Annotated in this window: 24 protein-coding genes; 15 read left to right on the forward strand and 9 right to left on the reverse strand. The window is 72.7% G+C overall.

Annotated features, from left to right (window positions below):
* Positions 1-30: 30 nt before the first annotated feature.
* On the forward strand, positions 31-1,140 hold the full coding sequence (locus GCL72_RS02110; protein ID WP_153143065.1) for a YhjD/YihY/BrkB family envelope integrity protein: 1,110 nt from the start codon (positions 31-33) through the stop codon (positions 1,138-1,140).
* A gap of 162 nt (positions 1,141-1,302) precedes the next feature.
* Here the strand turns inward: GCL72_RS02110 and GCL72_RS02115 are convergent, their stop codons facing one another.
* From GCL72_RS02115 to sdhC, 4 genes are all read right to left on the reverse strand, one after another.
* A complete protein-coding gene (locus tag GCL72_RS02115) occupies positions 1,303-2,085 on the reverse strand; it encodes a succinate dehydrogenase iron-sulfur subunit (protein WP_153143066.1) in 783 nt (260 codons plus the stop codon).
* A complete protein-coding gene (sdhA, locus tag GCL72_RS02120; protein ID WP_153143067.1) occupies positions 2,085-3,872 on the reverse strand; it encodes a succinate dehydrogenase flavoprotein subunit in 1,788 nt (595 codons plus the stop codon). The genes GCL72_RS02115 and sdhA overlap by 1 nt, the downstream gene beginning before the upstream one ends.
* A 115-nt stretch (positions 3,873-3,987) precedes the next feature.
* Entirely contained in the window at positions 3,988-4,482 is a 495-nt protein-coding gene (locus tag GCL72_RS02125) for a succinate dehydrogenase hydrophobic membrane anchor subunit (protein ID WP_153143068.1), read from the reverse strand.
* Positions 4,482-4,862, reverse strand: a complete 381-nt coding sequence (sdhC, locus tag GCL72_RS02130) for a succinate dehydrogenase, cytochrome b556 subunit (protein ID WP_083830307.1) — start codon at positions 4,860-4,862, stop codon at positions 4,482-4,484. The genes GCL72_RS02125 and sdhC overlap by 1 nt, the downstream gene beginning before the upstream one ends.
* Positions 4,863-5,258: 396 nt before the next feature.
* On the opposite strand from sdhC, the gene GCL72_RS02135 reads away from it, so the two are divergent.
* The 5 genes from GCL72_RS02135 (at position 5,259) to GCL72_RS02155 (ending at position 10,514) form a co-directional block, all read left to right on the forward strand.
* Entirely contained in the window at positions 5,259-6,413 is a 1,155-nt protein-coding gene (locus tag GCL72_RS02135) for a mannose-1-phosphate guanylyltransferase (protein WP_153143069.1), read from the forward strand.
* Positions 6,403-7,635 carry an amidohydrolase gene (locus tag GCL72_RS02140; protein ID WP_153143070.1) on the forward strand — a complete coding sequence of 411 codons (1,233 nt, stop codon included), beginning with the start codon at positions 6,403-6,405 and terminating at the stop codon, positions 7,633-7,635. The genes GCL72_RS02135 and GCL72_RS02140 overlap by 11 nt, the downstream gene beginning before the upstream one ends.
* A gap of 109 nt (positions 7,636-7,744) precedes the next feature.
* A complete protein-coding gene (locus tag GCL72_RS02145; protein ID WP_153143071.1) occupies positions 7,745-8,239 on the forward strand; it encodes a cytidine deaminase in 495 nt (164 codons plus the stop codon).
* Between the two features lie 122 nt (positions 8,240-8,361).
* Positions 8,362-9,717, forward strand: coding sequence for a thymidine phosphorylase (locus GCL72_RS02150; RefSeq protein ID WP_153143072.1), 1,356 nt, complete (start codon positions 8,362-8,364; stop codon positions 9,715-9,717).
* Between the two features lie 8 nt (positions 9,718-9,725).
* On the forward strand, positions 9,726-10,514 hold the full coding sequence (locus GCL72_RS02155; RefSeq protein WP_153143073.1) for a DedA family protein: 789 nt from the start codon (positions 9,726-9,728) through the stop codon (positions 10,512-10,514).
* Positions 10,515-10,560: 46 nt separating this feature from the next.
* Here GCL72_RS02155 and GCL72_RS02160 read toward each other — a convergent pair whose 3' ends face one another.
* The gene (locus tag GCL72_RS02160; RefSeq protein ID WP_153143074.1) at positions 10,561-11,160 is read right to left on the reverse strand and encodes a CGNR zinc finger domain-containing protein; all 600 of its coding nucleotides are present in this window, start codon (positions 11,158-11,160) and stop codon (positions 10,561-10,563) included.
* 89 nt (positions 11,161-11,249) lie between these two features.
* On the opposite strand from GCL72_RS02160, the gene GCL72_RS02165 reads away from it, so the two are divergent.
* Positions 11,250-12,029, forward strand: coding sequence for an MBL fold metallo-hydrolase (locus GCL72_RS02165; protein ID WP_153143075.1), 780 nt, complete (start codon positions 11,250-11,252; stop codon positions 12,027-12,029).
* 113 nt (positions 12,030-12,142) lie between these two features.
* Positions 12,143-13,357 (forward strand): MFS transporter, encoded by a 1,215-nt coding sequence (locus GCL72_RS02170; protein WP_246160968.1) that lies wholly within the window; start codon positions 12,143-12,145, stop codon positions 13,355-13,357.
* 54 nt (positions 13,358-13,411) lie between these two features.
* Here GCL72_RS02170 and eccCa read toward each other — a convergent pair whose 3' ends face one another.
* The 4 genes from eccCa to GCL72_RS02190 are packed head-to-tail and all read right to left on the reverse strand — an operon-like array spanning position 13,412 to position 20,235.
* Positions 13,412-17,575, reverse strand: a complete 4,164-nt coding sequence (eccCa, locus tag GCL72_RS02175; protein ID WP_246160969.1) for a type VII secretion protein EccCa — start codon at positions 17,573-17,575, stop codon at positions 13,412-13,414.
* Positions 17,572-18,615: a CpaE/TadZ family protein gene (locus GCL72_RS02180; RefSeq protein ID WP_153143077.1), complete on the reverse strand. Its 1,044-nt coding sequence runs from the start codon at positions 18,613-18,615 to the stop codon at positions 17,572-17,574. The genes eccCa and GCL72_RS02180 overlap by 4 nt, the downstream gene beginning before the upstream one ends.
* A gap of 7 nt (positions 18,616-18,622) precedes the next feature.
* On the reverse strand, positions 18,623-19,942 hold the full coding sequence (gene eccD / locus GCL72_RS02185; protein ID WP_153143078.1) for a type VII secretion integral membrane protein EccD: 1,320 nt from the start codon (positions 19,940-19,942) through the stop codon (positions 18,623-18,625).
* Positions 19,939-20,235 carry a thioredoxin domain-containing protein gene (locus GCL72_RS02190; RefSeq protein ID WP_153143079.1) on the reverse strand — a complete coding sequence of 99 codons (297 nt, stop codon included), beginning with the start codon at positions 20,233-20,235 and terminating at the stop codon, positions 19,939-19,941. The genes eccD and GCL72_RS02190 overlap by 4 nt, the downstream gene beginning before the upstream one ends.
* A gap of 386 nt (positions 20,236-20,621) precedes the next feature.
* Between GCL72_RS02190 and GCL72_RS02195 the strand changes: the two genes are divergently transcribed.
* The 7 genes from GCL72_RS02195 to GCL72_RS02225 all read left to right on the forward strand — a co-directional run bounded on the left by GCL72_RS02195 (position 20,622) and on the right by GCL72_RS02225 (position 26,361).
* A complete protein-coding gene (locus GCL72_RS02195) occupies positions 20,622-20,954 on the forward strand; it encodes a hypothetical protein (RefSeq protein ID WP_153143080.1) in 333 nt (110 codons plus the stop codon).
* 87 nt (positions 20,955-21,041) lie between these two features.
* Positions 21,042-21,347 (forward strand): pore-forming ESAT-6 family protein, encoded by a 306-nt coding sequence (locus GCL72_RS02200; RefSeq protein ID WP_153143081.1) that lies wholly within the window; start codon positions 21,042-21,044, stop codon positions 21,345-21,347.
* Between the two features lie 99 nt (positions 21,348-21,446).
* Entirely contained in the window at positions 21,447-22,604 is a 1,158-nt protein-coding gene (locus tag GCL72_RS02205) for an adenosine deaminase (protein ID WP_153143082.1), read from the forward strand.
* A gap of 10 nt (positions 22,605-22,614) precedes the next feature.
* Positions 22,615-23,466 (forward strand): MazG nucleotide pyrophosphohydrolase domain-containing protein, encoded by an 852-nt coding sequence (locus GCL72_RS02210; RefSeq protein WP_246160970.1) that lies wholly within the window; start codon positions 22,615-22,617, stop codon positions 23,464-23,466.
* Positions 23,467-23,479: 13 nt separating this feature from the next.
* Complete coding sequence (gene eno, locus GCL72_RS02215; RefSeq protein ID WP_153143083.1) at positions 23,480-24,760, forward strand: phosphopyruvate hydratase; 1,281 nt, start codon at positions 23,480-23,482, stop codon at positions 24,758-24,760.
* A gap of 258 nt (positions 24,761-25,018) precedes the next feature.
* Positions 25,019-25,615 (forward strand): FtsB family cell division protein, encoded by a 597-nt coding sequence (locus GCL72_RS09825; protein WP_246160971.1) that lies wholly within the window; start codon positions 25,019-25,021, stop codon positions 25,613-25,615.
* Between the two features lie 158 nt (positions 25,616-25,773).
* A complete protein-coding gene (locus GCL72_RS02225) occupies positions 25,774-26,361 on the forward strand; it encodes a DUF501 domain-containing protein (RefSeq protein WP_153143084.1) in 588 nt (195 codons plus the stop codon).
* Positions 26,362-26,368 lie beyond the last annotated feature (7 nt).

Consider the following 26,368-nt stretch of genomic DNA (forward strand, 5'->3'; position numbering starts at 1 on the left):
GACGGGCCGGCGCGTGGGGGACTCGCCGCGATGACCCGCGCCCGCCGGCCCGAGGAGCCCGCCGAGCGCCCCAGCGGGGCCGCCGGGCGGATCCGGGCCGCGCTGCACCGGCTCGACCGCAGCCCGGAGATCGAGCCGATGATCCACCCGCTGGATCTGGCCGCGCTGCGTGAGCGGGAGCACCGGACCCGCGAGGCCCGCCGTCGGGCGCGTGACGAGGAGGCCGGCCCCGGCGCGCGGCTGGGCGCCTGGATCGCCTGGGCCTACGCCCGCGTCGACCTGACCCGCGGCATGCGGGTGGTCAACCTCTTCCTCTTCCGCTACGGCACGGTGATGGCGGCCGGCGCCGCCTACATGATGTTCTTCTCGGTCGCGGCGGCGGTGGTGGCCGGCTTCGCGGTGACCGGACTCGTCGTCGGCGGCGATGCCGAGATCCAGGAGCTCATCACCACTTCGGTCAACACGGTCCTGCCGGGCGTCGTCGACGTCGGCTCCGGCGGGCTGGCGACCCCCGAGCAGCTCTTCTCCACCCGTGGGCTGAGCTCCACGCTGATCATCTCGCTGATCGCGATGATCGTGACTTCGCTGAGCTGGGTGCACGGGCTGCGGTCCGGGATCCGCAGCATCTTCGACCGGCCGCTGATGGCCGAGAACGTGCTGTTCGTCAAGATCCGCGACCTGGGGATCATGCTCGTCCTGGGCACCATGCTGCTCGCCGCCGGGGCCATGGGCATCATCGCCTCGGGACTGCTGGAGGCGGTGATGGATCTGGTGGGGTGGGGCGACGACGGCGCCCAGCAGCTGCTGGCCCGGTGGCTGACCCTGGCCGCGGCCTTCGTGCTGGACGTGCTGGTCGCCGTGCTGCTGATGCGTGTGGCCTCACGGATCGTGATCCCGGTCTGGGCGCTGTGGCAGGCGGCGCTCATCGCCGGCGTCGGCGCCTCGCTGCTGCGCGTGCTCTCCGCGGAGCTGCTGGCCAGCACGACGGCCAACCCGATCCTGGTGCCCTTCACGACGGTGCTGGGGCTGTTCTTCTACTTCTTCCTGTTCTCCCTGGTGTATCTCCTCGCCGCCGCCTGGGGCGCCGTGGCCGCCGCGGAACGCGACCGCCGCCGCGAGGAGCCGACCGCGCGCGCCTGACACGTCGCGGGGCTGTGAGATGGCGTGGCGCCATAGCCCGACGACATCTGTGATCAGAGGGCCGGCCCGACCGGCCGGCACGCACGAGGGGCGGGGCCCCTCCGGCGTATGTGCCGGCGGGACCCCGCCCCTCGTCGTGCGGGCGCGCTGTGCCTCGAGAGCTCAGGCCGCGCGGGTCAGGATGGCCGTCTTGACCTCCTGGATGGCCTTGGTGACTTCGATGCCGCGCGGGCAGGCGTCGGTGCAGTTGAAAGTCGTGCGGCAGCGCCACACGCCCTCCTTGTCGTTGAGCACCTCCAGGCGCATGTCGCCGGCGTCGTCGCGCGAGTCGAAGATGAACCGGTGCGCGTTGACGATGGCGGCCGGACCGAAGTACTGCCCGTCGGTCCAGAAGACCGGGCAGGAGGAGGTGCAGGCCGCGCACAGGATGCACTTGGTGGTGTCGTCGAAGCGCTCGCGGTCCTCCGGGGACTGGTAGCGCTCGGCGGACGGCGCCGGGGAGTTGGCGATCATGAAGGGCATGATCTCGCGGTAGGACTGGAAGAACGGCTCCATGTCCACGATCAGGTCCTTCTCGACCGGCAGACCCTTGATCGGCTCCACAGTGATCGGCTGGGAGGTGTCCAGGTCCTTCAGCAGCGTCTTGCAGGCCAGCCGGTTGCGGCCGTTGATGCGCATGGCATCGGAGCCGCAGACGCCGTGGGCGCAGGACCGGCGGAAGGACAGCGAGCCGTCCAGCTCCCACTTGACCTTGTGCAGGGCGTCGAGCACGCGGTCGGTGCCCTGCATGGTGATGGTCCACTCGTCCCAGCGGGCCTCGTCGGAGAACTCCGGGATGTAGCGGCGGACCTTCAGCGTGATGTCGAAGGTCGTGATGCCGCCGCCGGTGGACTCGGGGAGGTCGACCGTGGAGGCGGGCTCGGCGGCTTCGGTGGTGGTGCTCATCAGTACTTACGCTCCATCGGCTCGTAACGGGTGAAGACGACCGGCTTGGTCTCGAAGCGGATGCCCTGGGTCCCCTCGGTGACCGCCTCGGGGTCCTTGTAGAGCATCGAGTGCAGCATGAAGTTCTCGTCGTCGCGGTCCGGGAAGTCCTCGCGGAAGTGTCCGCCGCGGGACTCCTCGCGGTGCAGGGCCGCGACGGTCATGACCTCGGCCAGGTCCAGGAGGAAGCCGAGCTCCACGGCTTCCAGCAGGTCCAGGTTGAAGCGCTTGCCCTTGTCCTGGATCTGGACCTTCGTGTACCGCTCGCGGAGGTTCTCGATGATGCCGAGGGCCTCCTTGATGGTCTTCTCGGAGCGGAACACCTGCATGTTGGCGTCCATGGTCTCCTGCAGCTCGGCGCGGATGGTGGCCACCCGCTCGCCGCCGTCGCCGTCGCGGACGGTCGAGAGCATGGCCTCGACGCCGCGGGTCGGGTCCTCCGGCAGCTCGACGAAGTCGGCCTCGGCGGCGTACTCGGCCGCGGCGATGCCGGCGCGCTTGCCGAAGACGTTGATGTCCAGCAGCGAGTTGGTGCCCAGACGGTTCGAGCCGTGGACCGAGACGCAGGCGACCTCGCCGGCGGCGAAGAGTCCCGGCACGGTGGTGTCGTTGTCCTGCAGGACTTCGGAGTCGATGGTCGTGGGCACGCCGCCCATCGCGTAGTGGCAGGTCGGGAAGACCGGCACCGGCTCGGTGTAGGGCTCGACGCCGAGGTAGGTGCGGGCGAACTCGGTGATGTCGGGCAGCTTGGCGTCGATGTGCTCCGGCTCGAGATGGGTGAGGTCCAGGAGCACGTAGTCCTTCTTGGGCCCGCAGCCGCGTCCCTCGCGGACCTCGTTGGCCATCGAGCGGGCGACGATGTCGCGCGGGGCCAGATCCTTGATGGTCGGGGCGTAGCGCTCCATGAACCGCTCGCCGTCGGCGTTGCGGAGGATGCCGCCCTCGCCGCGGGCGGCCTCCGAGAGCAGGATGCCCAGGCCGGCCAGGCCGGTGGGGTGGAACTGGACGAACTCCATGTCCTCCAGCGGCAGGCCGGCGCGGTAGGCCAGAGCCATGCCGTCGCCGGTCAGCGTGTGCGCGTTGGAGGTGGTCTTGAAGATCTTGCCCACGCCGCCGGTGGCGAAGACCACCGACTTGGCCTGGAAGACGTGGATCTCGCCGCTGGCGAGGTCGTAGGAGACGACGCCGGCGGTGCGCTTCTCCGTGCGGGTGGTCCCGTCGTCGTCGGTGACCTCCTCGTCCACGGTGAGCAGGTCGAGCACGTAGAACTCGTTGTGGAACTCCACATTGTGCTTCACGCAGTTCTGGTACAGCGTCTGCAGGATCATGTGACCGGTGCGGTCGGCGGCGTAGCAGGCCCGGCGCACGGCGGCCTTGCCGTGGTCGCGGGTGTGCCCGCCGAAGCGGCGCTGGTCGATCTTGCCCTCGGGGGTGCGGTTGAACGGCAGCCCCATCTTCTCCAGGTCGAGGACGGCGTCGATGGCCTCCTTGGCCATCACCTCCGCGGCGTCCTGGTCGACCAGGTAGTCACCGCCCTTGACGGTGTCGAAGGTGTGCCACTCCCAGTTGTCCTCCTCGACGTTCGCCAGGGCGGCGCACATGCCGCCCTGAGCGGCGCCGGTGTGCGACCGGGTGGGGTAGATCTTGGTCAGCACGGCGGTGTGGGCGCGCTGGCCGGATTCGATGGCTGCGCGCATGCCTGCGCCGCCGGCGCCGACGATCACGACGTCGTACTTGTGAACCTGCATCAGCTTGGGTGCTCTCTCTGTGAGGGTGTCGGAAGCATGAGGAGTCGGAACGGTCCCGTCCGACCGGCCGGAGCCGTCGTCGGACGGCCGACGACGGCTCCGGGTGCGAGCCGGGTCAGGACGGGCAGACCGCGCGGGGCAGCTGCTCGCCGGCGGCGTCGAGCATGCACGGCTCGAAGGTGAAGATCACCAGGGTGCCGAGCACGACGATGATCGCGGCGCCGAGGACGAGGATCGTCTTCAGCCACAGTCGCGTGGAGTCCTTCTCCGCGTAGTCGTTGATGATGGTGCGCATGCCGTTGGCGCCGTGCAGCATGGCCAGCCAGAGCATCACCAGGTCCCAGAACTGCCAGACCGGGTTGGCCCACTTGCCGGCCACGAACCCGAAGTCGATCTGCGCGATGCCGCCGCCGGACATCAGGTTCACCCACAGGTGCACGAAGATCAGCACCACCAGGGCGATGCCGGAGAAGCGCATGAAGACCCAGGCGGCCATCTCGAAGCTGCCCGAGGAGGTCTTGCTGCGCAGGTACTTGGGATCGATGCGGCCCGAGCGCGGGGCCTCGAGGCTCGTCGCGGGGAAGGCCGCGGGCGTGTTCGTCGTCGTCATCAGTGACCACCCTCCAGGAAGAGCATGACGTGGCGGGCGCTGAAGGCGACCATGGTCACCAGCCAGAGCGCCAGCACGCCCCAGAGCATCTGCTTGTGGTACCGGGTGCCCTTCTTCCAGAAGTCCACCAGGATGATCCGCAGGCCATTGAAGGCGTGGAAGACGATCGCACCGACCAGGCCGATCTCGCCGAGGATCATGACCGGGTTCTTGTACGCCCCGATGACGGCGTCGTAGGCCTCCGGAGAGACGCGCACGAGCGACGTGTCGAGCACGTGCACCAGGAGGAAGAAGAAGATCCCGACGCCCGTGATCCGATGGGCCACCCAGGACCACATGCCTTCACGGCCCCTGTAGAGGGTGCCTCTGGTTCGCGTCACGTCTGTGATACCTCCCTGCGTCGTCGCATGGCGTCCTGCCCGGCGGGTGCTGTCGGTGCGTGCAGATCGCAGCAGGCGGTGCGAGGCGCCTCGGCGCCGGTGCGAGTGCGATCTCGGGTTCCAGGGTACGGCACCGGGGCCTGTGACCGGGGTCCGCGATGCTCGCTGGAGGACACGCTGTCGTCGTCCCTCATCGTAGCTCCTCCGCGGGGACCCCGAGTGCAGATGTGTCGGCCCTCGTCGACTCCCCCTCGACTTCTACGTCATGTAGAAATTCGGGGCAGGCCCTGTGTGCGGCACTGCTCGTCCTCGCCCGCCCGTCGTGCCGGGGATCGCCGCGGCCCCGCCGTGCGCCGCCTGCTCCCGGGCGCCCGGCAACATGTCTACCCTGGGGGAGTGACTTCCGCAGACGAGACTCAGCAGCGCCCCGCCGGCGACCCGGCCGGCCCGGCGCTGGACCGGTTCTACACGGTCATCCCGGCGGGCGGGGTCGGCACCCGGCTGTGGCCGCTCTCCCGCGCCAGCGCGCCCAAGTTCCTCCACGACCTCACCGGATCGGGCACCACGCTGATCCGCAGCACCTACGAGCGGCTGGCGCCGCTGACCGGGGAGAAGGTGATGGTCGTCACCGGCGACCCGCATCGCGACGCCGTCTGCGCCCAGCTGCCCGAGCTCGACGAGGCCGATCTGGTGCTCGAGCCCTCGCCGAAGGACTCGGCGGCGGCGATCGGACTGGCCGCGGCGATCCTGCACCGCCGTGATCCGGAGATCATCATGGGGTCCTTCGCCGCCGACCAGGTCATCGCTCCCGTCGAGGCCTTCCAGTCGGCCGCGCGCGAGGCGGTGGTGACCGCCGCGACCGGACGGATCGTGACCATCGGCATCTCGCCGACCCACCCGTCGACGGGCTTCGGCTACATACGCCGCGGCCAGGCGCTCGGCGTCGAGGGTGCGCCGAGCGCCCACCAGGTCGTCGAGTTCGTCGAGAAGCCCGGCGAGGAGACCGCCCGGGAGTACCTGGACACCGGCGACTACCTGTGGAACGCCGGGATGTTCGTCGCGCCGGTGGGGCTGCTCCTGCAGCATCTGGCCGCCGCCCAGCCCGAGCTGCACGCCGGCGTGGTCGAGATCGCCGAGGCATGGGGCACCGAGCGGCAGCAGGAGGTCATGGAGCGGGTGTGGCCGGACCTGCCGAAGACCGCCATCGACTACGCGGTGGCCGAGCCGGCCGCCGACGCCGGCGACGTCGCCGTCATCCCGGGGCACTTCACCTGGGACGACGTCGGCGACTTCGCCGCCATCGCTCGGCTGAACCCCGCCAAGGAGCAGGACGCGATGACTGTGCTGGGCGAGAAGGCCCGGGTCTACTCGGACCAGTCCTCCGGCGTCGTGGTCTCCGACACCCGGCGGGTGGTGGCGCTGATCGGCGTCGAGGACATCGTCGTCGTCGACACGGAGGACGCGCTGCTGGTGACCACCACGGACCATGCCCAGTCGGTGAAGCAGGCCGTGGAGGCGCTGCGCGAGAAGGGGGACTCCGATGTCCTCTGATCCCTCCGCCGCCCCCGGGACCGACGACCGGCCGGCCGCGGCCGCGCGCGCCGGCCTCGTCGTCGACGGGCTGGCCGACCGGCTGGTCGCCATGCGCCGCGAGCTGCACGCCCACCCCGAGCTGTCCTGGCGCGAGGTCGAGACCACGGCGCGGCTGGCCCGCTGGCTGCGCGAGGCCGGCCTGGACCCGCAGCTGTTCCCCGACACCACCGGCGTCTTCGTCGACGTCGGCTCCGGCCCCGTCGCGGCGGCCTTCCGCGGCGACGTCGACGCGCTGCCGGTGACCGAGCTGACCGGCCACGACCACTCCTCGGTCGAGGACGGAGTCGCCCATGCCTGCGGTCACGACATCCACGCGACCGTGATGCTGGGGCTGGCGCTGAGCCTGGCCGAGCTCGACGCCGCGACGCCGGGAGGACTGGGCGGGACAGTGCGGATCATCTTCCAGCCGGCCGAGGAGACCATGCCCGGCGGGGCGCAGGAGACCATCCGGCTGGGTCTGCTCGATCCGGCGCCGCGGGTCTTCGCCCTGCACTGCGACCCGCGCATCGACGTCGGCACCATCGGCACGCGCATCGGCGCCATCACCTCGGCCACCGACATCGTCCACATCGACGTCACCGGCCGCGGCGGCCACACCTCGCGGCCGCATCTGACCCAGGACGTGGTCTCGGCGCTGGCCCACATCACCGCCACCGCGCCGAGCATCCTCTCCCGGCGCATCGACGTGCGCTCGGCGGTCTCGCTGGTCTGGGGCCAGATCCACGCCGGCAGCACCTACAACGCCATCCCCTCGACCGGGATGCTGGTGGGCACGATGCGCGTGCTGGACGCCGAGGCCTGGAAGGGCGCCGGGGATCTGCTGGCCGAGATCATCGAGCAGTGCGCCGCGCCCTTCGGCGTCGAAGTGGATCTGGAGCATGTGCGCGGGGTGCCGCCGGTGGACAACGCCGAGCGCGAGACCTCGATGATCGAGGACGCCGCCCGCCGGATGCTCGGCGAGGACGCCGTCGAGCTGGCCCCGCAGTCGATGGGAGGCGAGGACTTCGCCTGGATGACCCAGCGGCGCCCCGGGGCGATGTTCCGGCTGGGCACCCGGACTCCGGGCGGCGAGACCTTCGACCTGCACCGCGGGGACTACGCGCCCGACGAGCGGGCCGTCGCCGTAGGCACGCGGGTGATGGTCGGCACCGCGCTGCGGGCGCTGATCGAGCGCGGCTGAGCGCGGCGGAGGCGCGCTCCGGCGCGTCGCGTCCGCACCCGCCCGATCGCCGGGCGCGGCGACCGGGCGCGGGAGGCGCGCGGGGGACCTCGCGCCGTAGGATGTGCTCATGAGCAACGACGACGCCACCCCACTCTCCGGACGGGGCGCCCGTCCGGAGCCGACCGACGACACCGAGGTCACCGGCAGTCTGCGGCTGTACCCCGGCGGCGGCGCCGTCGACTGGGAGAAGCTGAACACCCGGGCCCGCATCGCGATGACCCGGGCCTACGCGCCCTACTCGGGCTACCCGGTCGGGGCGGCGGCGCTGCTGTCGGACGGGACGGTCATCTCCGGGTGCAATGTGGAGAACGCCTCCTACGGCGTCGGTCTCTGCGCGGAGTGCACGCTCGTCGGCCAGCTGCGCATGGAGGGCGGCGGCGAGATCGTGGCCTTCACCTGCGTCAACGGCGACGGCGGGCACATCACCCCCTGCGGGCGGTGCCGGCAGCTGCTGCACGAGTTCTCCGCCGACACGATGTACATGCTCACCGCCGAGGGTGTGACCACGCTGGCCGAGATGCTCCCGCAGGCCTTCGGCCCCCGCGACCTCGCCGAGCACTGAGCGCCGCGCGACGCCGCACGCGCGCCCGTCGCGTCCGGCGCCGGCGCGCCGGCGTCCGCACCCCTCCCGCAGCGATCTGCTCCCGCCGTCCCGCGCCTCCGCGGGGAAAGGACCCTGTCACCATGAGCCCCACAGAGACCTCGTCGCCCGCTCCCGATGCCTTCGACGTCGTCGAGCTGATCCGTGCCAAGCGCGACGGCGGCCGCCTGGAGCCGGCGCAGATCGACTGGATCATCGACGCCTACACCGCCGGCCGCGTCGCCGACGAGCAGATGTCGGCGATGGCGATGGCGATCCTGCTCCGCGGCATGGAGCGCGACGAGATCGCCCGGTGGACGCAGGCGATGATCGCCTCCGGCGAGCGGATGGACTTCTCCTCGCTGACCACCCCCGACGGCGCGCGCCGACGCACTGCCGACAAGCACTCCACCGGCGGCGTCGGCGACAAGATCACCCTGCCGCTGGCGCCTCTGGTGGCCAGCTTCGGCGTGCCGGTCCCGCAGCTCTCCGGCCGCGGGCTGGGCCACACCGGCGGCACGCTGGACAAGCTCGAGGCGATCCCCGGGTGGCGGGCCGCGCTGAGCACCGAGGAGATGCTCGCTCAGCTCGACGACGTCGGCGCGGTGATCTGCGCCGCCGGCGCCGGGCTGGCCCCGGCCGACAAGAAGCTCTACGCGCTGCGCGACGTCACCGGCACCGTCGAGGCGATGCCGCTGATCGCCAGCTCGATCATGTCCAAGAAGATCGCCGAGGGCACCGACGCCCTGGTCCTCGACGTCAAGGTCGGCGCCGGCGCGTTCATGAAGACCCGGGCCGAGGCCGAGGAGCTGGCCCGGACGATGGTCGCGCTGGGCACCGACGCCGGCGTGGCCACCACGGCGCTGCTGACCGACATGTCGGCTCCGCTGGGGCTGACCGCCGGCAACGGCGTCGAGGTCGAGGAGTCGGTGGAGGTGCTCGCCGGCGGCGGGCCCGACGACGTCGTCGAGCTGACTGTGGCCCTGGCCCGCGAGATGCTGGCCGCCGCCGGACGGCCCGACGCCGATCCCGCCGAGGCGCTGCGCGACGGCCGGGCGATGGACATCTGGCGCCGGATGATCGCCGCGCAGGGCGGCGACCCGGACGCGCCGCTGCCGCAGGCGCGGCACGAGCACACAGTGTGCGCGGCGGTGAGCGGGACGGTCGCGTCGATGGACGCGATGGGCGTGGGGCTGGCCGCCTGGCGCCTGGGCGCGGGCCGGGCGCGGAAGGAGGACCCGGTGCAGGCCGCCGCGGGCGTGCGGATGCATGCCAAACCCGGCGACGCCGTGACCGCCGGCCAGCCGCTGTTCACGCTGCTCACCGACGAAGAGCCCCGCCTCGAGCGCGCCGAGGAGGCGCTGGCCGACGCCGTCGAGATCTCCTCCCAGGAGGTCTCGCGGGGTGACCTCGTGCTGGGGCGGATCAGCGCCGAGGACGTCGACCCCGCCGCCGGCTGAGGGGCGTGATGGGGCCCGGGGAGCTGCTCGACACCGTCAACGAGGCCGTCCTCGACGCCGCCTCCGGCTGGTGGACCCTGCTGGGTCTGCTCTTCTTCTGCGTCGTCGACGGGTTCATCCCCGTCGTGCCCTCCGACTCGCTGGTCGTCGGGCTCGGCTCGCTGCTGGGCGAGCCCGGCACCCCGCCGTGGTTCGGCGTGGTGCTGGTCGCCGCCGGCGGAGCCCTGCTCGGCGACATCATCGCCCATCGGCTGGGACGGCTGATCGGCACCGAGCGCTTCGGCTGGATGCGCCGGCCGACGCCGCGACGGACGTTCACCTGGGCGCGGCACGAGCTCGACAAACGCGGCGTGCTGCTGATCTTCGTCGGACGATTCATCCCGGGCGGCCGGGTGGGCATCAACTTCGTCGCCGGCGCCACCGGCTACTCCTTCCGGCGCTTCGTCGTCATCGACGCCGGAGCCTCGCTGCTCTGGGCGGCCTACACCACCGCCATCGGACTGGTCGGCGGGCAGCTCTTCGACTCGGTGCTGATCTCGATGGTGGTCTCCATCGGCGGGGCGGTGGTGCTCGGCTGGATCTTCGACCGCGTCTTCCGCCGGTTCACCGCCTGGCTGGACCGCCGCGGCGTGCACCTGGACCCGGAGGGCTATCAGGATCTGGGCGAGCTCGAGGTCGAGGCCCCGGTGCACCTGCCGCACCGGCGGGCCCGCCCGCGGGGCCGGGCCGGCGGCGACGTCGAATGGGAGGCCGAGGTCGAGGCGGACGACGAATCTCCGGGTGACGCCGACCGCTGATTCCCACCGGACTGCTCATGACGCGTGCCGGGTGAGGGGAAGCGCCTCAGCCCTCCGCCGTCTGCGTCCGCCGACTGTAGGCGCGGGCCGCCCGGGCCCTGTCGCCGCAGCGGGTCGAGCACCACTGGCGGCGCCCGTGACGCACGAAGAAGCGAATGCAGGGCGGCGAGCCGCACGCGGCGAGTCGTTCCGCCTCGGGATCGGTGAGCAGATCGGCGGCGCTCGCCGCGAGAGCCGCCAGGGCATGGTCCACGACTTCCGTGGTCGGGTGCGGCGTCTCACGGTAGGGCCCCGTCTCGTCATCCCACTTCAGCAGCCGAGCTGTCGGCACCCGGGTCAGCGCGTCGTTGACTGCTGACAGGGCGCCAGGGTGGGCGGGGACTCCCGCGGTACGCGAGGCGAAGAGAGCTCTGATCTGTTCACGCAGCGCGCGCAGCTGCGCGGCGCACATCTCCTGCATCGCGAGATCCACCGGCGCGAGGTCATGGTCAGTGAGCCAGCGGTTGGTCTGCGACGGGGTCCCGAGGAGGTCCGTCGCATGCCCGCCCGGCAGGGCGACGACGCTGTTCGCCAGCGCCAGAGCAGCATGGCGTTCCTCACCGGGAGCGGGCGGGAGGGCATCCTCCGTCGTCGTGACCTCTTCCATATTCTTATGGTACCCATTGCATCGATCCGTGAGAATCACTAGGGTCTCATCACGGATAGTCCGAAATATAACCGTGAGGATCAGTGACCATGTCTTCTCCCGCCCCGTTCGCCGACCAGGTCTCCATCCGTCACTTCGGCGGTCCGACAGCTCTGTTCGAGTATGGAGGCCTTCAGTTCCTCACCGATCCGACCTTCGACGCTCCCGGCGAGTACCCCGCTCCGGAGGTCATGCTGACCAAGACGGCCCCCGCAGCCGGGAGCCCCGCCGACCTCGGCCGCGTCGATGCGGTGCTGCTCTCCCACGACGAGCACCCCGACAACCTCGACGACTCCGGCCGCGCCCTGCTCGCCGAGGTGCCGCTCACCCTGACCACGCCGGGCGGCGGACGACGACTGGGCGGCACTGCCCGAGGTCTGCGGGACTGGGAGTCGGTCGAGCTGGATCGTCCCGGGGGCGGGACGATCACAGTCACCGGCGTGCCGGCGATCCACGGCCCCGGCGACCGGGCCGAGATCGAGGCGATCTCCGGTGAGGTCGTCGGGTTCGTCCTGACCGGAGAGGGGCTGCCGACGGTCTACGTGAGCGGTGACAACGCGTCGCTCGACGTGCTCGAGCCGATCGCCGAGCAGTTCGCACCGATCGACACCGCCATCCTCTTCGCCGGGGCTCCTCGTTTCCCCGAGATCTTCGAGGGACGGCCGATCGTCCTGGACAGCGCTCAGGCGGCCGAGGCCACGAGGATCCTCCGCGCCCGGCACGTGGTGCCCGTCCATTTCGAAGGATGGGCACACTTCACCGAGGGGCGGGACGACCTCGTGGAGGCCTTCACCGCCGCCGGCCTGTCGGACCGGCTGCAGTGGGCCTGAGCCGGCGACCGCTCGCGGCTCCCGGGGCGTCCGAGCGGGTCGACGCCGGGCGTTCTGGAGCGGCACCTGGCCCGTCGGGTGCCACCGGCCTCGCCGGCGCACCGGACTCCGGCGTGCAACCGCGCATCCTGACTGTCCTGATCTGTTCCCAGATCCTCAGCGGCGTCGGTCTGGCCGCCGGCGTCACCGTGGCGTCTCTGCTCCTGCAGGACATGCTCGAGACCACGGCGCTGGCCGGGCTGGGCATCGCGCTGCTCACCGCCGGATCCGCCGGCGCGGCCCTGCTGGTCGGACGCGTCTCCCAGGCCCGCGGCCGACGTCCGGGGCTGGCGGGCGGGTACCTCGTCGGAGCGATCGGCGGCGGGGGAGTCGTCGCCGGGGCGACGATCGACAGCCTCATCCTCGTGCTCCTCGCCCTGGTGCTCTACGGCGCCGGTACGGCGGTGAATCTCCAGGCTCGCTATGCCGGCACCGATCTCGTCGCCCCGACCCACAGGGCCCGCGCCATCGCGTCGGTGCTGGTCGCCACCACTCTCGGCGGAGTCCTGGGCCCCAACCTGGCGGCTCCCGCGGGGGAGCTCGCCGCGTTCCTCGGACTGCCGCGCCTGACCGGCCTCTTCGTCCTCTCCAGCGCGGCCTTCGCCCTGGCGGCCATCGTCCTCCTCCTCTGGCTGCGTCCCGACCCGCTGCTGCTGGCCCGCTCACAGTCCGCCGCCCAGGACGCGGGTCGGAATGCTCCGGGAGCCGCAGGCCCGGCGGCCGAGCCCCGCTCGGCGCGCCGCGTCCCGAGCCTGAGGATGGGGGTGCTGACTCTGGTCCTCAGTCAGGGCGTCATGGTCGCCATCATGACGATGACGCCGGTCCACATGCATGCGCACGGACTCGGCGCTGCGGCCTCCGGTCTGGTGATCGCCGTCCACGTCGCGGCGATGTTCCTGCCCTCGCCGCTGACAGGGCTGCTGGTCGACCGCTGCGGTCCCCTCACGATCGTCGCGGCGGCCGCCGCGGCCCTCGCGGCCGCCGGCGTCCTGGCCGCGTTCGCCCCCGGCGACTCCGTGCCGGTGCTCACTCTCGCGCTCCTCCTGCTGGGGCTGGGGTGGAACGCCGGTCTCGTCAGCGGCACCGCCCTCGTGACGGAGGTCCTCCCGCCGGAGACGCGGGCAAAGACCCAGGGGCTCATCGACGTCGCGATCGCCGTGGCGGGGGCCGTCGGAGGGCTGGCCTCGGGCATGCTCGTCTCCGCGGCGGACTTCGCCGTCCTCTCGCTCGTCGGGGGAGTTCTGGCCATCATGCTCCTGCCCGCTGTGGTCCGGGGCGGCGCTCACTGACCGAAGGTGACCGACGGTGACCTGGGGCTGAGCGCGTGCGCCCTCGCCGACGCCTCAGGTGCGGCGGACCGTCTGCACCGTCCGCGGCGGGCGGCCGCCGTGCAGGAAGAGTCCGCGGCCCGGGGGCATGCGGCTCGCCCGCATGCCGTCGACCAGCGCGCCCTCGGCGCGATCGCCGTCCATCAGGAACGTCGCCCCGCCCGTCTCGCGGACGGCGGTGAGGAACGGGTCGTGCATCCCCCGCATGGCCCCGCGCACTCGCCGGGCGGCCAGGACGTTCAAGCCGATGTCCGGTCCCAGCGGGAGCAGCTCGGAGAAGGGATGCATCGGCGACCGGCCGCCGGCGGTGAGCACGTCGTAGTCGTCGACCAGCAGCACCACCCGAGGCCCCTCGACGCCGCCGTCCGCCGAGGCCGCGGCGCGATCCTCCGGGACGCGGGCGCGCAGCTCCCGGGCGACGCCGCCGGCCAGGCCTTCGGCCAGCTGCGGGCTCGTGGCCGTGCCGCCGAGGTAGGACTCGGGGATCACCCCCTCCAGTCCGCGTCGCGGATCGAAGACGGCGAAGACCAGCTCCTCGGGCGTGTGCTGCTCGATCAGCGACTGCGCCAGCGTGCCCAGCAGCGAGCTCTTGCCGGAGGACTCGTCGCCGAGCACCAGGAGGTTGGGCTCGGCGCCGAGGAGATCGAGGTGCTTCGGCGTGGAGGTGCGCTCGACCAGGCCGAAGGGCACCTGCCCGCGACGGGCCGGCGCGGGGAACTCGTCCAGGGGGAGCACCTGGGGCAGCACCTGCACGCGCCGGGCCACCGGCTCGGGCTCCTGTTCTCGGACCGTCGCCGCCGCGTCCTGCTGTCCCTGGTTCAGCGAGTCGATCTCGGCGGCGCCGTCGAGGCGCGGCAGCGCGAGCTGCCCGATGAGCCGATCGTGGTTCAGACCTCGGCCGGGACGGTCGGCGGGCACCTGCTCGGCGACGCGGCGTCCGTGCGCCGACTCCGCGGGCTCGCCGAGCCGCAGCTCCAGCCGGGTGCCGAAGAAGGACTGCTGGGCGATGCGCACCTCGTTCCAGCGCGTCGCGGCCGCGACGACGTGCACTCCGTAGCCGCCGCCGCGGGAGAGGACGTCGTGGACCTGTTCGGCGAGCTCGGCGTGCTCCTGCTGCAGCGAGCCCCAGCCGTCGAGCAGCAGCACCACGTCGGCGGCGTGGAGCTCGGGCAGCTCGCCGGCGGCGTGGCGCCGGCGCATCGTGGCCAGCGTGTCGATCTCATGCTCCTCGAAGAGGCGTTCCCGCTCGTCGAGGATGTCGCTGAGCTCCTCGATCGTGCGGCGGATCGTCTCCCGCGAGGTGCGCGCGGCCATCCCGGCGCTGTGAGGCAGGCCGCGCAGCGGCAGCAGCCCGGCCCCGCCGAGGTCGATGCCGTAGAGCGCCACCTCCCGCACGGAGTGGGTGGCCGCCAGCGAGAGCCCGATCGTCCGGAGCGCGGTCGAGGTCCCGGACGACGGCCCGCCCAGCACGGCCACGTGGCCGCCGGCGCGGGCCAGGTCCAGCGTCCACGGCCCCTGCCACTGGTTCGCCGGGTCGTCGAGCAGGCCGACGGGCACCTGCATCGGCCGCATCCGCGCCGCCCGGAGGTCGCCCTCGACAGTGCGGTCCAGCGACACCGCGTCGGGCAGCGGCGGCAGCCAGATCGGCGCGATCGGCCGCGGACGGTCCCGCATCGCCGCGACCAGCGTCGAGAGCACCGTCGGCGCCGTCGGGCTCGTGCCGCCGGGAGAATCCTCCGCGCCCGAGGAGGCGCCCGAATCCTCGGCGTCGACGGACCCTGACGACCCGCTCGCGTCCTCGGCCCCGCGGGCGCGCTCGGCCGCCGCCCGGGCCGCGGCGTCGTGCACCGCGTCCTGGGCGTAGAAGCTGTCGGCCAGCACCGGCAGCTCCTCCTCGGTCTCCACCTCCTCCTCAGCGTCCGTCTCGGCGCTCAGCGGCCCGGAGACGTAGCCGGCCTTGAACCGCGTGTAGGTCGTGGTGTCGACTTTGAGGTAGCCGTACCCGGGCTGGGGCGGCAGATGGAATGCGTCGGGCGTCTCCAGCACTGTGCGGGACTCGCCCTCGGAGAGCGTGCGCAGCCCGATCCGGTAGGAGAGATGGGTCTCCAGTCCGCGCAGCTTGCCGGTCTCGATGCGCTGGCTGGAGAGCAGCAGATGCACGCCGATCGACCGGCCGATCCGGCCGATGGACATGAACAGGTCGATGAAGTCCGGGCGGGCGGAGAGCAGCTCGCCGAACTCGTCGATGATCACGAAGAGATGGGGGAGCGCCTCCAGCTCCTCGCCGGCGGCCGCCCGCTCGACCCGGTGGGCGCGGTACTCGCCGATGCTGGCGAAGTCCCCGGCGTCCTTGAGCAGCTCCTGGCGGCGCAGCACCTCGCCCTCCAGGCTCGCATGGATGCGATCGATCAGCGTCGCGTCGTCGTTGAGGTTGGTGATCAGGCCCGAGACGTGGGGGAGCTCGGCGAAGGGCGCGAAGGTGGCGCCGCCCTTGTAGTCGACGAGCACCATCGACAGCTCCTCGGGCGGGTGGGTCACCGCCAGTCCGGTCACCAGCGTGCGCAGCAGCTCGGACTTGCCCGATCCGGTGGCCCCGACGCACAGCCCGTGGGGCCCCATGCCGTGCTGGGCGGATTCCTTGAGGTCCAGCCGCACCGGCTGGCCGCGGTCGTCGACGCCGATGGGGACGGCGAGGAAGTCCGGAGGCGTCCGCGGGCGCCAGAGCCGGTCGACGTCGTGCGCGTCGACGTCGCGGATGCCCAGATGCGCCGTGAAGCGTCGACGGTCGAGGTCCTCGTCGTGCTCCCGGGAGTCCGGGGAGAGGCGCAGCGGAGCGAGCATGCGGGCGACGCCGTCGGCGACCGCCTCCGGCACCGGGTTCAGCGCCCCGCGGGTGATCTCGGGGTCCAGCGGGTCGGCGGCGCAGTCCTCCAGGCGCAGGCCGTCGGGGGTCTGGACGATGCGCAGCGAGACCTCCTCGGGCTCCTGGTGCTGGGCCGCGACGAGATGCAGCGAGGTGATGGCCAGGTCTCCGGGCCGCAGCGTGGGATCCGGCAGCGAGGGCGCGGAGGCCGCGCCCTCGTGGGCGAGGTCGAGCATCAGCAGGCGCGGCTGGGCCACGGCGGGACGGGTGGAGAGCGTGGTGCGGCGGACCTCGGCGTGGCGCTGGTGTCGGGCACGGATCTCCTCGTCGAGCAGATCCCGCAGCGCGGCCGAGGACGGGGCGACGCGATTCAGCGGGCCCCGGGCGGTCGGGCGACGCTGGTCCAGCACATGGGGCAGCCGCGAGAACCAGCGCCAGTCCTCGCGCAGCGCCGGCGGCACCGCGGCGGCCAGCTGCAGGTCCTCGGGACTGTGCAGAGCCGCGGCGGAGAGCGTCAGCGCGCGCAGCACCTGCTGGCCGAACGACGCGTCGCCGATGATCGAGACGGTGTCGTGGCGGGCCAGGTCCACCAGCAGCGGCACGTCGGGTGCCGCGCGGAAGCGGCGCACCAGGGTGTCCAGCTCCTGGGAGAGATGCGGATCGGGGCGCTCGCCGGGGGATTCCTCGCCGCCCTCGAGAGCCAGCTGACGCACCGGAGCCGTGCCGGTGCCCAGGCGCACCCGCAGGAAGTCTTCATGGCCGCGCCGCCGCTCCCACAGTCGATGAGGATCCGAGACGACGTCCACCAGCGCCTCGGGCAGCGGGTCGCAGGCCCGGGCGGCGGTGCGGTGTGCGCGTTCGTCCTCCAGCAGCTGATGGCGACGTTCCTCGAGATAGTCGAGATAGCCGTCGCGCAGCGTCTTCCGCCGGCGACCGGCCCGTCCGCGCTGGGAGACGAGCATGACCACCGCCCCGACGACGGTGACGATCATCATCAGCGCGCCCACGGCGGCGAACGGCGAATCGCGGAAGAGCATCATCACCGTCATGGAGCCGGCCGCGCCGAGCATCGGGATCAGCCCGAGGAGCCCCGAGCCGCCGCTCGACTCCTCGCCGACCAGCGGGGGCCGGCGGATCGTGGTGGTCTCCGCCGGTCGCGCCGGGGCGGTGGAGCGCGCGGGGCGGTGGACCAGCCGTACGCCGGAGCCGGCGTCCTCGGAGCCGGCACCGCCGGGCCCGGTGGTCGCTCGGCCGCGCGACCGGGACGGCTCCGGCGAGGCGGCGCTCCGTACGACAGCGGACTCGGCGATGCTCATCGGACCTCCTGGGCGGCGGGCTGCGGGCCGGGGGAGGCGGCGAGCGACAGCGCCGCGGCGGCGAGCTCGACGAGCTGCAGGCGCCGCTGCTCGCCGATGTGCTCCAGGGAGATCGGGAGGCCGGGAGTCAGATGCCGATCATGATCGACCAGCAGAGGGGCCGTGCCGGAGGCCGCGCCGAGCACGTCGTAGGCGCCGCGCCGTTCGGTCGAGGTCGCCGGGCGGGTGGCGGAGACGACCGGCAGGATCGGCACGTGCGGAGCGTGACGGCGCACTCGGTGCAGATGCTCGGCAGTCCGCGCGGCACTCGACGGCGCCGCCCCGGAGACCAGGATCAGGCAGTGCATCTGTTCCAGGGAGGTCGTCGGCACCGGGATCGCCGCCGGAGGCAGCTCGAGCACCGAGACGCTGAACGCCCGGGCGAGCACGTGGTGGAGCAGCTCGGCCTCCTCGGCGGCCGGTGCCGGCGGGGCCGTCGGGTCGGGGTCCCGGTCGAGCAGATGCAGCGACGACCCTGCCCGTCCCAGGCTGTGGTGCAGGCCTGCCGCCGCCCGGTCGGGGCTGGCCGGGTCGGCCGCCAGCCGTCGCCAGGAGGAGGCGGGCACCTGCTCCGGCAGCCGGACCGCGACGCCCGACGGGGTCGGCCCCACGTCCACGACGGAGACGGCGTCGGCGCGCGCCGCGGCCAGGAGCAGTCCGACGGCGGCGGTCAGCGTGGACCGGCCGACGCCGCCGTCGACGCTGAGCACCCCCACGCGGCGGCCGGTTGTCACCGGCAGCCGGCATCCGCCGAGCGCCCGCTCGTAGGCCTCGGGGAACTCGTCGTCGCCGAGCAGCCGGCGCAGGCGGCGCAGCATCCGCCGGGGCGTCGGATCCCCGTGGCGGCCGCGCAGCGCGGCGACGTCCTCATCGGGAGCCGGCGCCGATCCGCGGCGTCCGGATGCGGCGTCCGGCGGGGCGGGGGAGAAGGACGGCGCGGCGTGCGGGGCCTGATCCACGGCCTGGGAGGGCCGCGGCGACGGGGCGGAGGGGACGGTCATCGAGCGCTCACTCCTGGAACGTGGTGGTCAGCTGGGCATACAGGCCGAAGAGGCCCAGCAGCAGCGGGATGAGGGTGATCGTGGCCAGCACCTCGGCGCGTCGCGCGGTCAGCCGCAGCCGCGCGCCGACGTGCTCGGGGCGACGGGCCAGGGTGAGCGCCAGCGGCAGCGCCGCGACCACGACCAGGACCGCCAGGACTCCGGCGCCGGCTCCGCGGTCGGCGAAGTGGTGGGCGAGCAGCGTCGCCGAGAGGGTGGCCGAGCCGAGCAGCGCCGCGCGTTCGAGGGACAGCGGCATGCTGCGGGCGCGCAGCGCGGTCAGCGCGGCGACGACGACGGCCAGCGCCGGGCCCCACGGCGAGGCTCCGGCGGCGAGCAGCCCGTGCACCGCCGCGGCGCCGGAGGTCGCGCAGAGCAGCACCCCGCCGGCGAGGCCGAGGTGCGCGGCGGTCCAGGAGCCGCGGACGTCGGAGACAGTGGTGCGCCGACCCGCGGAGACGCGGTCGTCGAGGGCGTCCAGCCCGGAGAGGGCCAGCGCCGCCCGCGGCGCGAGCCCCAGCATCACTGCGGTCGTCGCCCCGGCGACGCCGGCGGCGTGCCCGGCGGAGCCGGTGAGCAGCGCCGGGACCGCCCAGCCGGCGGCGAGCACCGCCGTGGTCGTCGCGCAGACCGCCAGCGCCGCCCAGTTCCGGCGCGAGATCTGCCAGGCGCACAGCGCGGCGGCGCCCCAGAGTCCGGGCAGCCATCCGTTCCACGGGTGCTCCGGCAGTCCCTGGACCAGTGCGAGGCCCAACGAGGCGGCGCCGGCGACGAGCAGCTCGGCGTCCCAGCCGATCCGTCGGCAGGGGACCGCGGCGAGGACGGCGAGCATCGCCGTGGCCGCGCCGAGCGACCACCAGGACGGGACGCCCGGGGCCAGCAGATCCGTGAGCACCGTGAGCGCCCCGACCAGCGCGACGGCGACGACGGCCGCGGAGCCCGCCCGGTCGAGGTCTACGGCCCATCGGCGATCGAGCTCCGGGCTCAGCGCCTCGGCCGTCTCGGTGACGTCGTAGACCAGCGGATGCGGCACGGCCTCGTCGAGCCGGTCCAGCGCCAGCAGGCTGCCGTCGCCGACGCCCGCCTCGGCGAGGCTCTGCTCGGCGTGCAGCGAGGGGCCGCCGACGGGGGTCAGCGTCGTCGTCCGCGGCGCGGAACCGCGATGATCGCCGCCGACGTGCCGGAGGATCTCCGGCATCAGGGTGCCGAGCGGCTGCCGGGCGGGCAGCAGCAGCTCCACGCTGCGCCGCTCGGCGGTGACGGTGACGCGGGCGTAGCCGGGGCTCATCGCGCGACCTCCGCGACGAACGGCGCCGCCGTCCCGACCCCGTGGTCCGGGGCGACCGGGGAGGCGGGCGCCGAACGGGCCGCCTCCCGGTCGGCGAAGAGGTCGGCGATGAACGAGTAGCCGACGCATCCGGCGCAGAGCAGCGCGGCGAGGACGAGACTTATCAGGATGGTCCGCACCCCGACGTCGTAGTGCCGGCGGGTGCGCTCCCGCCCGTGCAGCAGCGCTTTGAGCAGGCGATGTCGTCGGACCGAGACCGATTCGAGGATCTTCTCGTCGTGGTCGATCGTCACTGCGTCACCTGTCCTGCTCGTCCTGGGTGCTCGCCGACGGCGCGCCGTCGGCGAGCACTACCGGCGCGCCGGGCGGCGTCGTGAGGCGAGAACATGGCCGTCGCATCACCGGATGCTGTTCAACCCTCCGGCGGCCCCCGGAGGCGATGTCGAAGATTCCAGGTTCCGGCCGGCCTGTCCAACGGAGGGCCGCCGCTTGTGGAGAACGCGCGACCTCCGGACTGTCGGGGATCGGGGTTGTGGATGACTGTTTGACGCGGCCTCCCGAACCCGGTGAGCTGAGGGCCGTGCGGCACCGGAGGAGTCCGGGCCGTCGCAGCCGGCCCCGGACCGCCGCGGGCCGGAGGACGACATACCCAGAGACACCTCGCAGGATGGGAGCAGCCATGAAGTTCGACATGGGGAACGAGACCCTGGGGACGCTCGCTCAGCGGACCGAGCAGTCCGGCACGGAGCTGACCTCGCTGGTGCGCCAGCTGGCCGCGGCGGCGGATCCGCTCCAGGGCCGGTTCAACGGGCAGGGGCGCGCACAGTTCGACAGCTTCAAGAGCCGCGTCGACGAGATCTCCCACGAGCTCAACAGCGCGCTGACCGCGATCAACCGCGGCCAGGCCGAGATGGACGCGGCCACCCGGACCGGCGACCACGAGTCGGCGGCGAACGCGGAGCGTCGGCAGAGTGCGGCGAACTTCGACGCCGCACGCTTCGCCGGACGCTGAGCGCCGGGGCGCGGCCCGGCAGGACTGCAGGACCACTGGACCACGAGCCGCCCGGCGGGGCCGCGGCGGACGGAAGGAGACATCACGATGACGACGGACCGCATTTCCTACGACACCGACGCCTCCGGTCAGGTGCAGGGCGACATCGAGCAGATCGCCGCCCGGCTGGAGACGCTGATCAACGACCGGGACCAGCAGGTCGCCGCGGCGATGTCGGATTTCCAGATGGACGGAGCCGACGCGGAGTACCGCTCGGTGGAGCAACGGTGGCGCTCGGCCTCGGACGAGGTCAAGGGGATCATCCAGCTGGTCCGCACGACGCTGTCGGAGAACGACCAGACGGCGCAGTCGACCCAGCAGCGGACCCGCAGCGCGATCAGCGGCATCGGCTGAGTCGCCCTGCCCGTCCCGTTCACCCGCCCGACGGCCCGGACCACCACCGGCGGCGGCGTGGACTCCCGCCGCGTCGCCGCCGACCGATAGGCTGACACCATGACTGCGACTTCCGCTCCGGAGAGCACCGGCCCGTCCCAGGACCTGCACGAGACCATCCGCCCGCTCCCCAAAGTCAGCCTCCACGACCATCTCGACGGCGGGCTGCGCCCGTCGACGATGATCGAGCTCGCCGCCGAGGTCGATCATGAGCTGCCCGCAGACACTCCGGAGGCGCTCGCCGACTGGTTCGTCCGAGCCTCGACGTCGGGGTCCCTGGAGGCGTATCTGGCCGGCTTCGCGCACACCACCGCCGTGATGCAGACGGCCGAGTCACTGCGTCGCGTGGCCCGCGAGTACGTCGAGGATCTGGCCGCCGACGGTGTCGTCTACGGTGAGGTGCGCTGGGCCCCCGAGCAGCACCAGCAGCGGGGACTGTCCCTGGACGAGGCCGTCGAGGCCGTCCGGGCCGGACTCGACGAGGGGGTCGCCGCCGTCGAGGAGAAGGACGGCATCATCATCGTCGGACAGCTGATCTCGGCGATGCGGCAGAACGACCGCGGCGACGAGATCGCCGAGCTGGCGGTGCGGCACCGCGGCGCCGGCGTGGTCGGCTTCGACATCGCCGGACCGGAGGACGGCTTCTCCCCGGCCCGGCTCGCCGCCGCCTTCACCGAGCTGGCGACGCAGATGGTCCCGACGACGGTCCACGCCGGGGAGGCCGACGGCGTGGAATCGATCCGCGACGCCCTCGTCTCCGGACGGGCCCGCCGCCTGGGCCATGGCGTCCGCATCGCCGAGGACATCAGCGTCGTCGACGACTCGGCGGCCGCCGAGGAGGAGGGCGCCGCCGAGGACGAGCAGGTATTCCAGGTGGAGCTCGGCCCGGTCGCCCGCTGGGTCCGCGACCGCGAGGTCCACCTCGAGGTCTGCCCGACCTCCAACCTGCAGACCGGGGCGACGGCGGGATTCGGTCCGGAGCTGGCCGACCATCCCGTCGACATGCTCCACCAGCTGGGCTTCAACGTCGGCATCAACACCGACAACCGGCTGGTCTCGGGCGTCACGCTCACCGGGGAGCTGGCTCTGCTGGCCTCGACCTTCGGCTACGAGCTGGCCGAGCTGGCCGACTTCCAGATCAACGCGCTGGAGGCGTCTTTCCTGGGGCTGGACGAGCGCGAGGCGCTCTCGGCCATGATCCTCGAGGCCTGGCAGTGATCCGCGCCGCGTGACCCCGCAGCAGCCCTCCTCCGTCTCCGACCCCGAGGCCGACTCCGTGTCCGACGTGCCTGCCGCGGACGGCGATGCCCTCCTCCGTCTGCGGCAGGTCGTCGAGGCCCTGCGTCTCCACTGTCCCTGGACCCGTCGGCTGACCCACGAGAATCTCGTGGAGTATCTCGTCGAGGAGTCCTACGAGACCCTCGAGGAGATCGAGTCCGGTCGCGTCGACGAATCGCTGCGCCGAGAGCTCGGCGACGTCCTCTTCCAGATCGTGCTGCATGCCCGGCTGGCCGAGGAGCGCGGCTCCTTCGACCTGGACGGCGTCGCGGAGGCGATCACCGCCAAGCTGGTCCGGCGCAGTCCGCACGTCTTCACCCCGGAGGGTCGGCTGGCCGTCGACGAGCACGCCGATCTGGAGAGCATCCAGCAGGCCTGGGCGCGGATCAAGGCCGAGGAGAAGGCCGGCGAGTTCGCCGGGGCGCCGCCCCGAGGGGCCGTCGCGGACCGCGCCGACGCCTCCGAACCCGCCGAGTCCGCGGAACCGGAGGAGGCCGGGGAGGCCGCGGCGCTGGCCGCCGTCGTCGACTCCCTGCCGCCCCATCTTCCCGCCCTGGCCCGCGCCGCCAAGACGGTGGACCGGATCGCGCGCGACGGCGCCGCGCCGGCGGACGAGCCGGCGCAGCCGGACGCCTCCTCGCCGTTCGGCGCGGCTGACGAGGACGCCCTGGGTGAACTACTCTTCACTGTGGTGCACGAAGCCCGTCGTCGGGATCAGGACCCCGAACGCGCGCTGCGCCGCCATCTGACCTCGCTGGCGCAAGGGCGCGTCGGCCCCCGAATGTCACACCATCAGCAATAAGGAGCCGACAGACATGTCTCTCATCGCCAGTGTGTATGGTCGCGAGATCCTCGACTCGCGGGGCAACCCCACCGTGGAGGTGGACGTGCTGCTCGACGACGGCAGCTTCGGGCAGGCGGCGGTGCCCTCGGGCGCCTCCACCGGCCAGTTCGAGGCCGTCGAGCGCCGTGACGGCGACAAGGGCCGCTACCTCGGCAAGGGCGTCACCGGCGCGGTCACCGCGATCAACGACGTCATCGCCCCGGCCCTCGAGGGGCAGGACGCCACGGAACAGCGCCAGATCGACCAGGTGCTGCTCGACCTCGACGGCACCGACAACAAGAACAGCCTCGGCGCCAATGCGATCCTGGGCGTCTCGCTGGCCGTGGCCAAGGCCGCCTCGGACGCCTCCGACCTGCCGCTGTACAAGTACCTGGGCGGGCCGAACGCCCACCTGCTGCCGGTGCCGATGATGAACATCCTCAACGGCGGCTCCCACGCGGACTCCAACGTCGACATCCAGGAGTTCATGATCGCTCCGATCGGTGCGGCGACCTTCGCCGAGGCGCTGCGCTCCGGCGTGGAGGTCTACCACGCGCTGAAGGCGCTGCTGAAGGAGAAGGGCCTGGCCACCGGGCTCGGCGACGAAGGCGGCTTCGCGCCGAACCTGCCGTCGAACCGCGAGGCGCTGGACCTGATCACCGAGGCGATCACCCGCGCGGGCTACACCCCCGGCGAAGACGTCGCCCTGGCCCTGGACGTCGCCGCCAGCGAGTTCTTCTCCGACGGGGCCTACACCTTCGAGGGGGAGCAGAAGACCCCGGAGCAGATGAGCGCCTACTACGCCGAGCTCGTCGAGTCCTACCCGCTGGTCTCCATCGAGGACCCGCTGGACGAGGACGACTGGGACGGCTGGAAGACGCTGACCGAGCAGATCGGCTCGACGGTCCAGCTCGTCGGCGACGACCTCTTCGTGACCAACCGCGAGCGGCTGGCCAAGGGCATCGACAACGACACCGGCAATTCGCTGCTGGTGAAGGTCAACCAGATCGGCTCGCTGACCGAGACGCTGGACGCCGTCCAGCTGGCCCAGCGCAGCCGCTATACGACGATGATCTCCCACCGCTCCGGCGAGACCGAGGACACCACGATCTCCGACATCGCGGTGGCCACCAACTCCGGGCAGATCAAGACCGGCGCCCCGGCGCGCTCCGAGCGGGTGGCCAAGTACAACCAGCTGCTGCGCATCGAGGAGGAGCTCGGCGACGCCGCCGCCTACGCCGGCACCTCGGCGTTCCCGCGCTTCTCCCGCTGAGCCTGCGACGCTGAGCCTCCGACGCTGAGCGCCGGGCGCGCATCGACGCCCCGTCCTGCGGCCGGGTCCCTCGCGAGGGACCCGGCCGCAGGCGTCTCCGGTCTGCCGCCGGGACCGATCCTCCCGGTCAGCGCGTGTCCGGCGCGCCGCGGCCCCGGCGCCGCACTACTCTGAAGGTCCGACGTCGCCACCGGCGTCGCAGCAGGTCGTCGACAGACGGCGGCGCCGAGGTCCGCGCCGCCGGGGATGGGAGGTGCCTTGGCCGCACGTCAGGACCGCGCCGCTCGCCGCCTCGCCGAGCGCGAGCAGGTCTCCGGCGAGATCCGCATGCCCGCCCGCGCCGCGGCCCGCCGCGGCGGCCGGACCGGCTCGTCCCGCCCCGCCGCCTCCGCCCGCGCCGAGACGCCCGCCGGCGGCTCCGCCGACGGCACCGGCTCCGGCGGTCGCAGCCCGGTCAGCGCCCGCGCCCGGGTCCCCGAGCGGACGATCTCCGGACGGATGATCGTGCTGACCGTGGTCGCTCTGGTGGTGCTGTCCTTCCTGGTCCCCACCGTCCGCACCTATGTCCAGCAGCGTGGAGAACTCGGCGAGCTCGAGTCCGAGATCTCCGCCGCGCAGCAGGAGCAGGACGAGCTCCAGGACCAGATCGCCCGCTGGGACGACCCCGAGTACATCCGCCAGCAGGCCCGCGAGCGGGTGGACCTGGTGATGCCGGGGGAGAAGCGGTATCACGTGGTCGGGGACCTCGACGCTCAGGACGAAGGCGGGCCGACGCCCGCCGACGGCGAGGTCCGGCATGATCTGCCCTGGGCCGAGGCGCTCTGGGATTCGCTGGTCCGTTCCGCGGTGGATTAGTCTCGACGTCGACGGCCGGTGTGACCCGGCAGACATCCGTGGCCGCGACGCGTCGGCGGCCGCAGCCCCGGTTCGCCGGTCCCCGGCGCCGGCCGCCCGAGCCCGTCCCATCAGAACCCGGCGACGTCGCCGGCGCGCAGAGGAGACCTCAGATCACGATGACCCAGCACGAGGCGACGCCGTCGGCGCAGGACCTGGAGACGCTCAGCCGCCAGCTGCGCCGCCCGGTGCGCGACGTCGTCGAGATCCCCGCCCGCTGCCGCTGCGGGAATCCGCTGGTCGCCGCGACCGCTCCGCGGCTGTCGAACGGGATCCCCTTCCCGACGACGTACTACCTGACCCATCCGACCATCGTGCAGGCGGTCTCCCGGCTCGAGGCCGCCGGCGTGATGGCCGAGATGACCGAGCGGCTCGCCGACGACGCGCAGCTGGCCGCCGGCCACCGTGCCGCCCACGAGGACTACCTCGAGCGGCGTGAGCAGATCCGACGGCGGGCCGGGCTGGATCCGGTCTGGGAGATCGACGGCGTCAGCGCCGGCGGCATGCCCGGACGCGTGAAGTGCCTGCATGTCCTGGTCGGCCACGCCCTCGCCGTCGGCCCGGGCATCACCCCGCTGGGAGACGAGACCCTGGACCGCCTGGCGGAGGAATGGACCCCGCAGACGTGCACCTGCGCGAGCGCCTGGGACCACGACGCCGAGGTCCCGACCGAGGACCTCAGCCGCCACGTCCGGCGCCGGAGCTGAAGGAGCA

This window comes from Nesterenkonia halophila (assembly GCF_009467795.1).
Lineage (GTDB): Bacteria > Actinomycetota > Actinomycetes > Actinomycetales > Micrococcaceae > Nesterenkonia > Nesterenkonia halobia.

What these genes read in the sequence shown, in the direction of transcription:
- GCL72_RS02205 (WP_153143082.1), top strand. Translation starts at nt 21,447, where the DNA reads ATGACTGCGACTTCCGCTCCGGAGAGCACCGGCCCGTCCCAGGACCTG.
- GCL72_RS02200 (WP_153143081.1), top strand. Translation starts at nt 21,042, where the DNA reads ATGACGACGGACCGCATTTCCTACGACACCGACGCCTCCGGTCAGGTG.
- GCL72_RS02155 (WP_153143073.1), top strand. Translation starts at nt 9,726, where the DNA reads ATGGGGCCCGGGGAGCTGCTCGACACCGTCAACGAGGCCGTCCTCGAC.
- GCL72_RS02195 (WP_153143080.1), top strand. Translation starts at nt 20,622, where the DNA reads ATGAAGTTCGACATGGGGAACGAGACCCTGGGGACGCTCGCTCAGCGG.
- GCL72_RS02115 (WP_153143066.1), bottom strand. Translation starts at nt 2,085, where the DNA reads ATGAGCACCACCACCGAAGCCGCCGAGCCCGCCTCCACGGTCGACCTC.
- eccCa (WP_246160969.1), bottom strand. Translation starts at nt 17,575, where the DNA reads ATGAGCATCGCCGAGTCCGCTGTCGTACGGAGCGCCGCCTCGCCGGAG.
- GCL72_RS02160 (WP_153143074.1), bottom strand. Translation starts at nt 11,160, where the DNA reads ATGGAAGAGGTCACGACGACGGAGGATGCCCTCCCGCCCGCTCCCGGT.
- GCL72_RS02110 (WP_153143065.1), top strand. Translation starts at nt 31, where the DNA reads ATGACCCGCGCCCGCCGGCCCGAGGAGCCCGCCGAGCGCCCCAGCGGG.
- sdhA (WP_153143067.1), bottom strand. Translation starts at nt 3,872, where the DNA reads ATGCAGGTTCACAAGTACGACGTCGTGATCGTCGGCGCCGGCGGCGCA.
- GCL72_RS02225 (WP_153143084.1), top strand. Translation starts at nt 25,774, where the DNA reads ATGACCCAGCACGAGGCGACGCCGTCGGCGCAGGACCTGGAGACGCTC.
- GCL72_RS02140 (WP_153143070.1), top strand. Translation starts at nt 6,403, where the DNA reads ATGTCCTCTGATCCCTCCGCCGCCCCCGGGACCGACGACCGGCCGGCC.
- GCL72_RS02180 (WP_153143077.1), bottom strand. Translation starts at nt 18,615, where the DNA reads ATGACCGTCCCCTCCGCCCCGTCGCCGCGGCCCTCCCAGGCCGTGGAT.
- GCL72_RS02165 (WP_153143075.1), top strand. Translation starts at nt 11,250, where the DNA reads ATGTCTTCTCCCGCCCCGTTCGCCGACCAGGTCTCCATCCGTCACTTC.
- eccD (WP_153143078.1), bottom strand. Translation starts at nt 19,942, where the DNA reads ATGAGCCCCGGCTACGCCCGCGTCACCGTCACCGCCGAGCGGCGCAGC.
- eno (WP_153143083.1), top strand. Translation starts at nt 23,480, where the DNA reads ATGTCTCTCATCGCCAGTGTGTATGGTCGCGAGATCCTCGACTCGCGG.
- GCL72_RS02125 (WP_153143068.1), bottom strand. Translation starts at nt 4,482, where the DNA reads ATGACGACGACGAACACGCCCGCGGCCTTCCCCGCGACGAGCCTCGAG.
- GCL72_RS02150 (WP_153143072.1), top strand. Translation starts at nt 8,362, where the DNA reads ATGAGCCCCACAGAGACCTCGTCGCCCGCTCCCGATGCCTTCGACGTC.
- GCL72_RS02145 (WP_153143071.1), top strand. Translation starts at nt 7,745, where the DNA reads ATGAGCAACGACGACGCCACCCCACTCTCCGGACGGGGCGCCCGTCCG.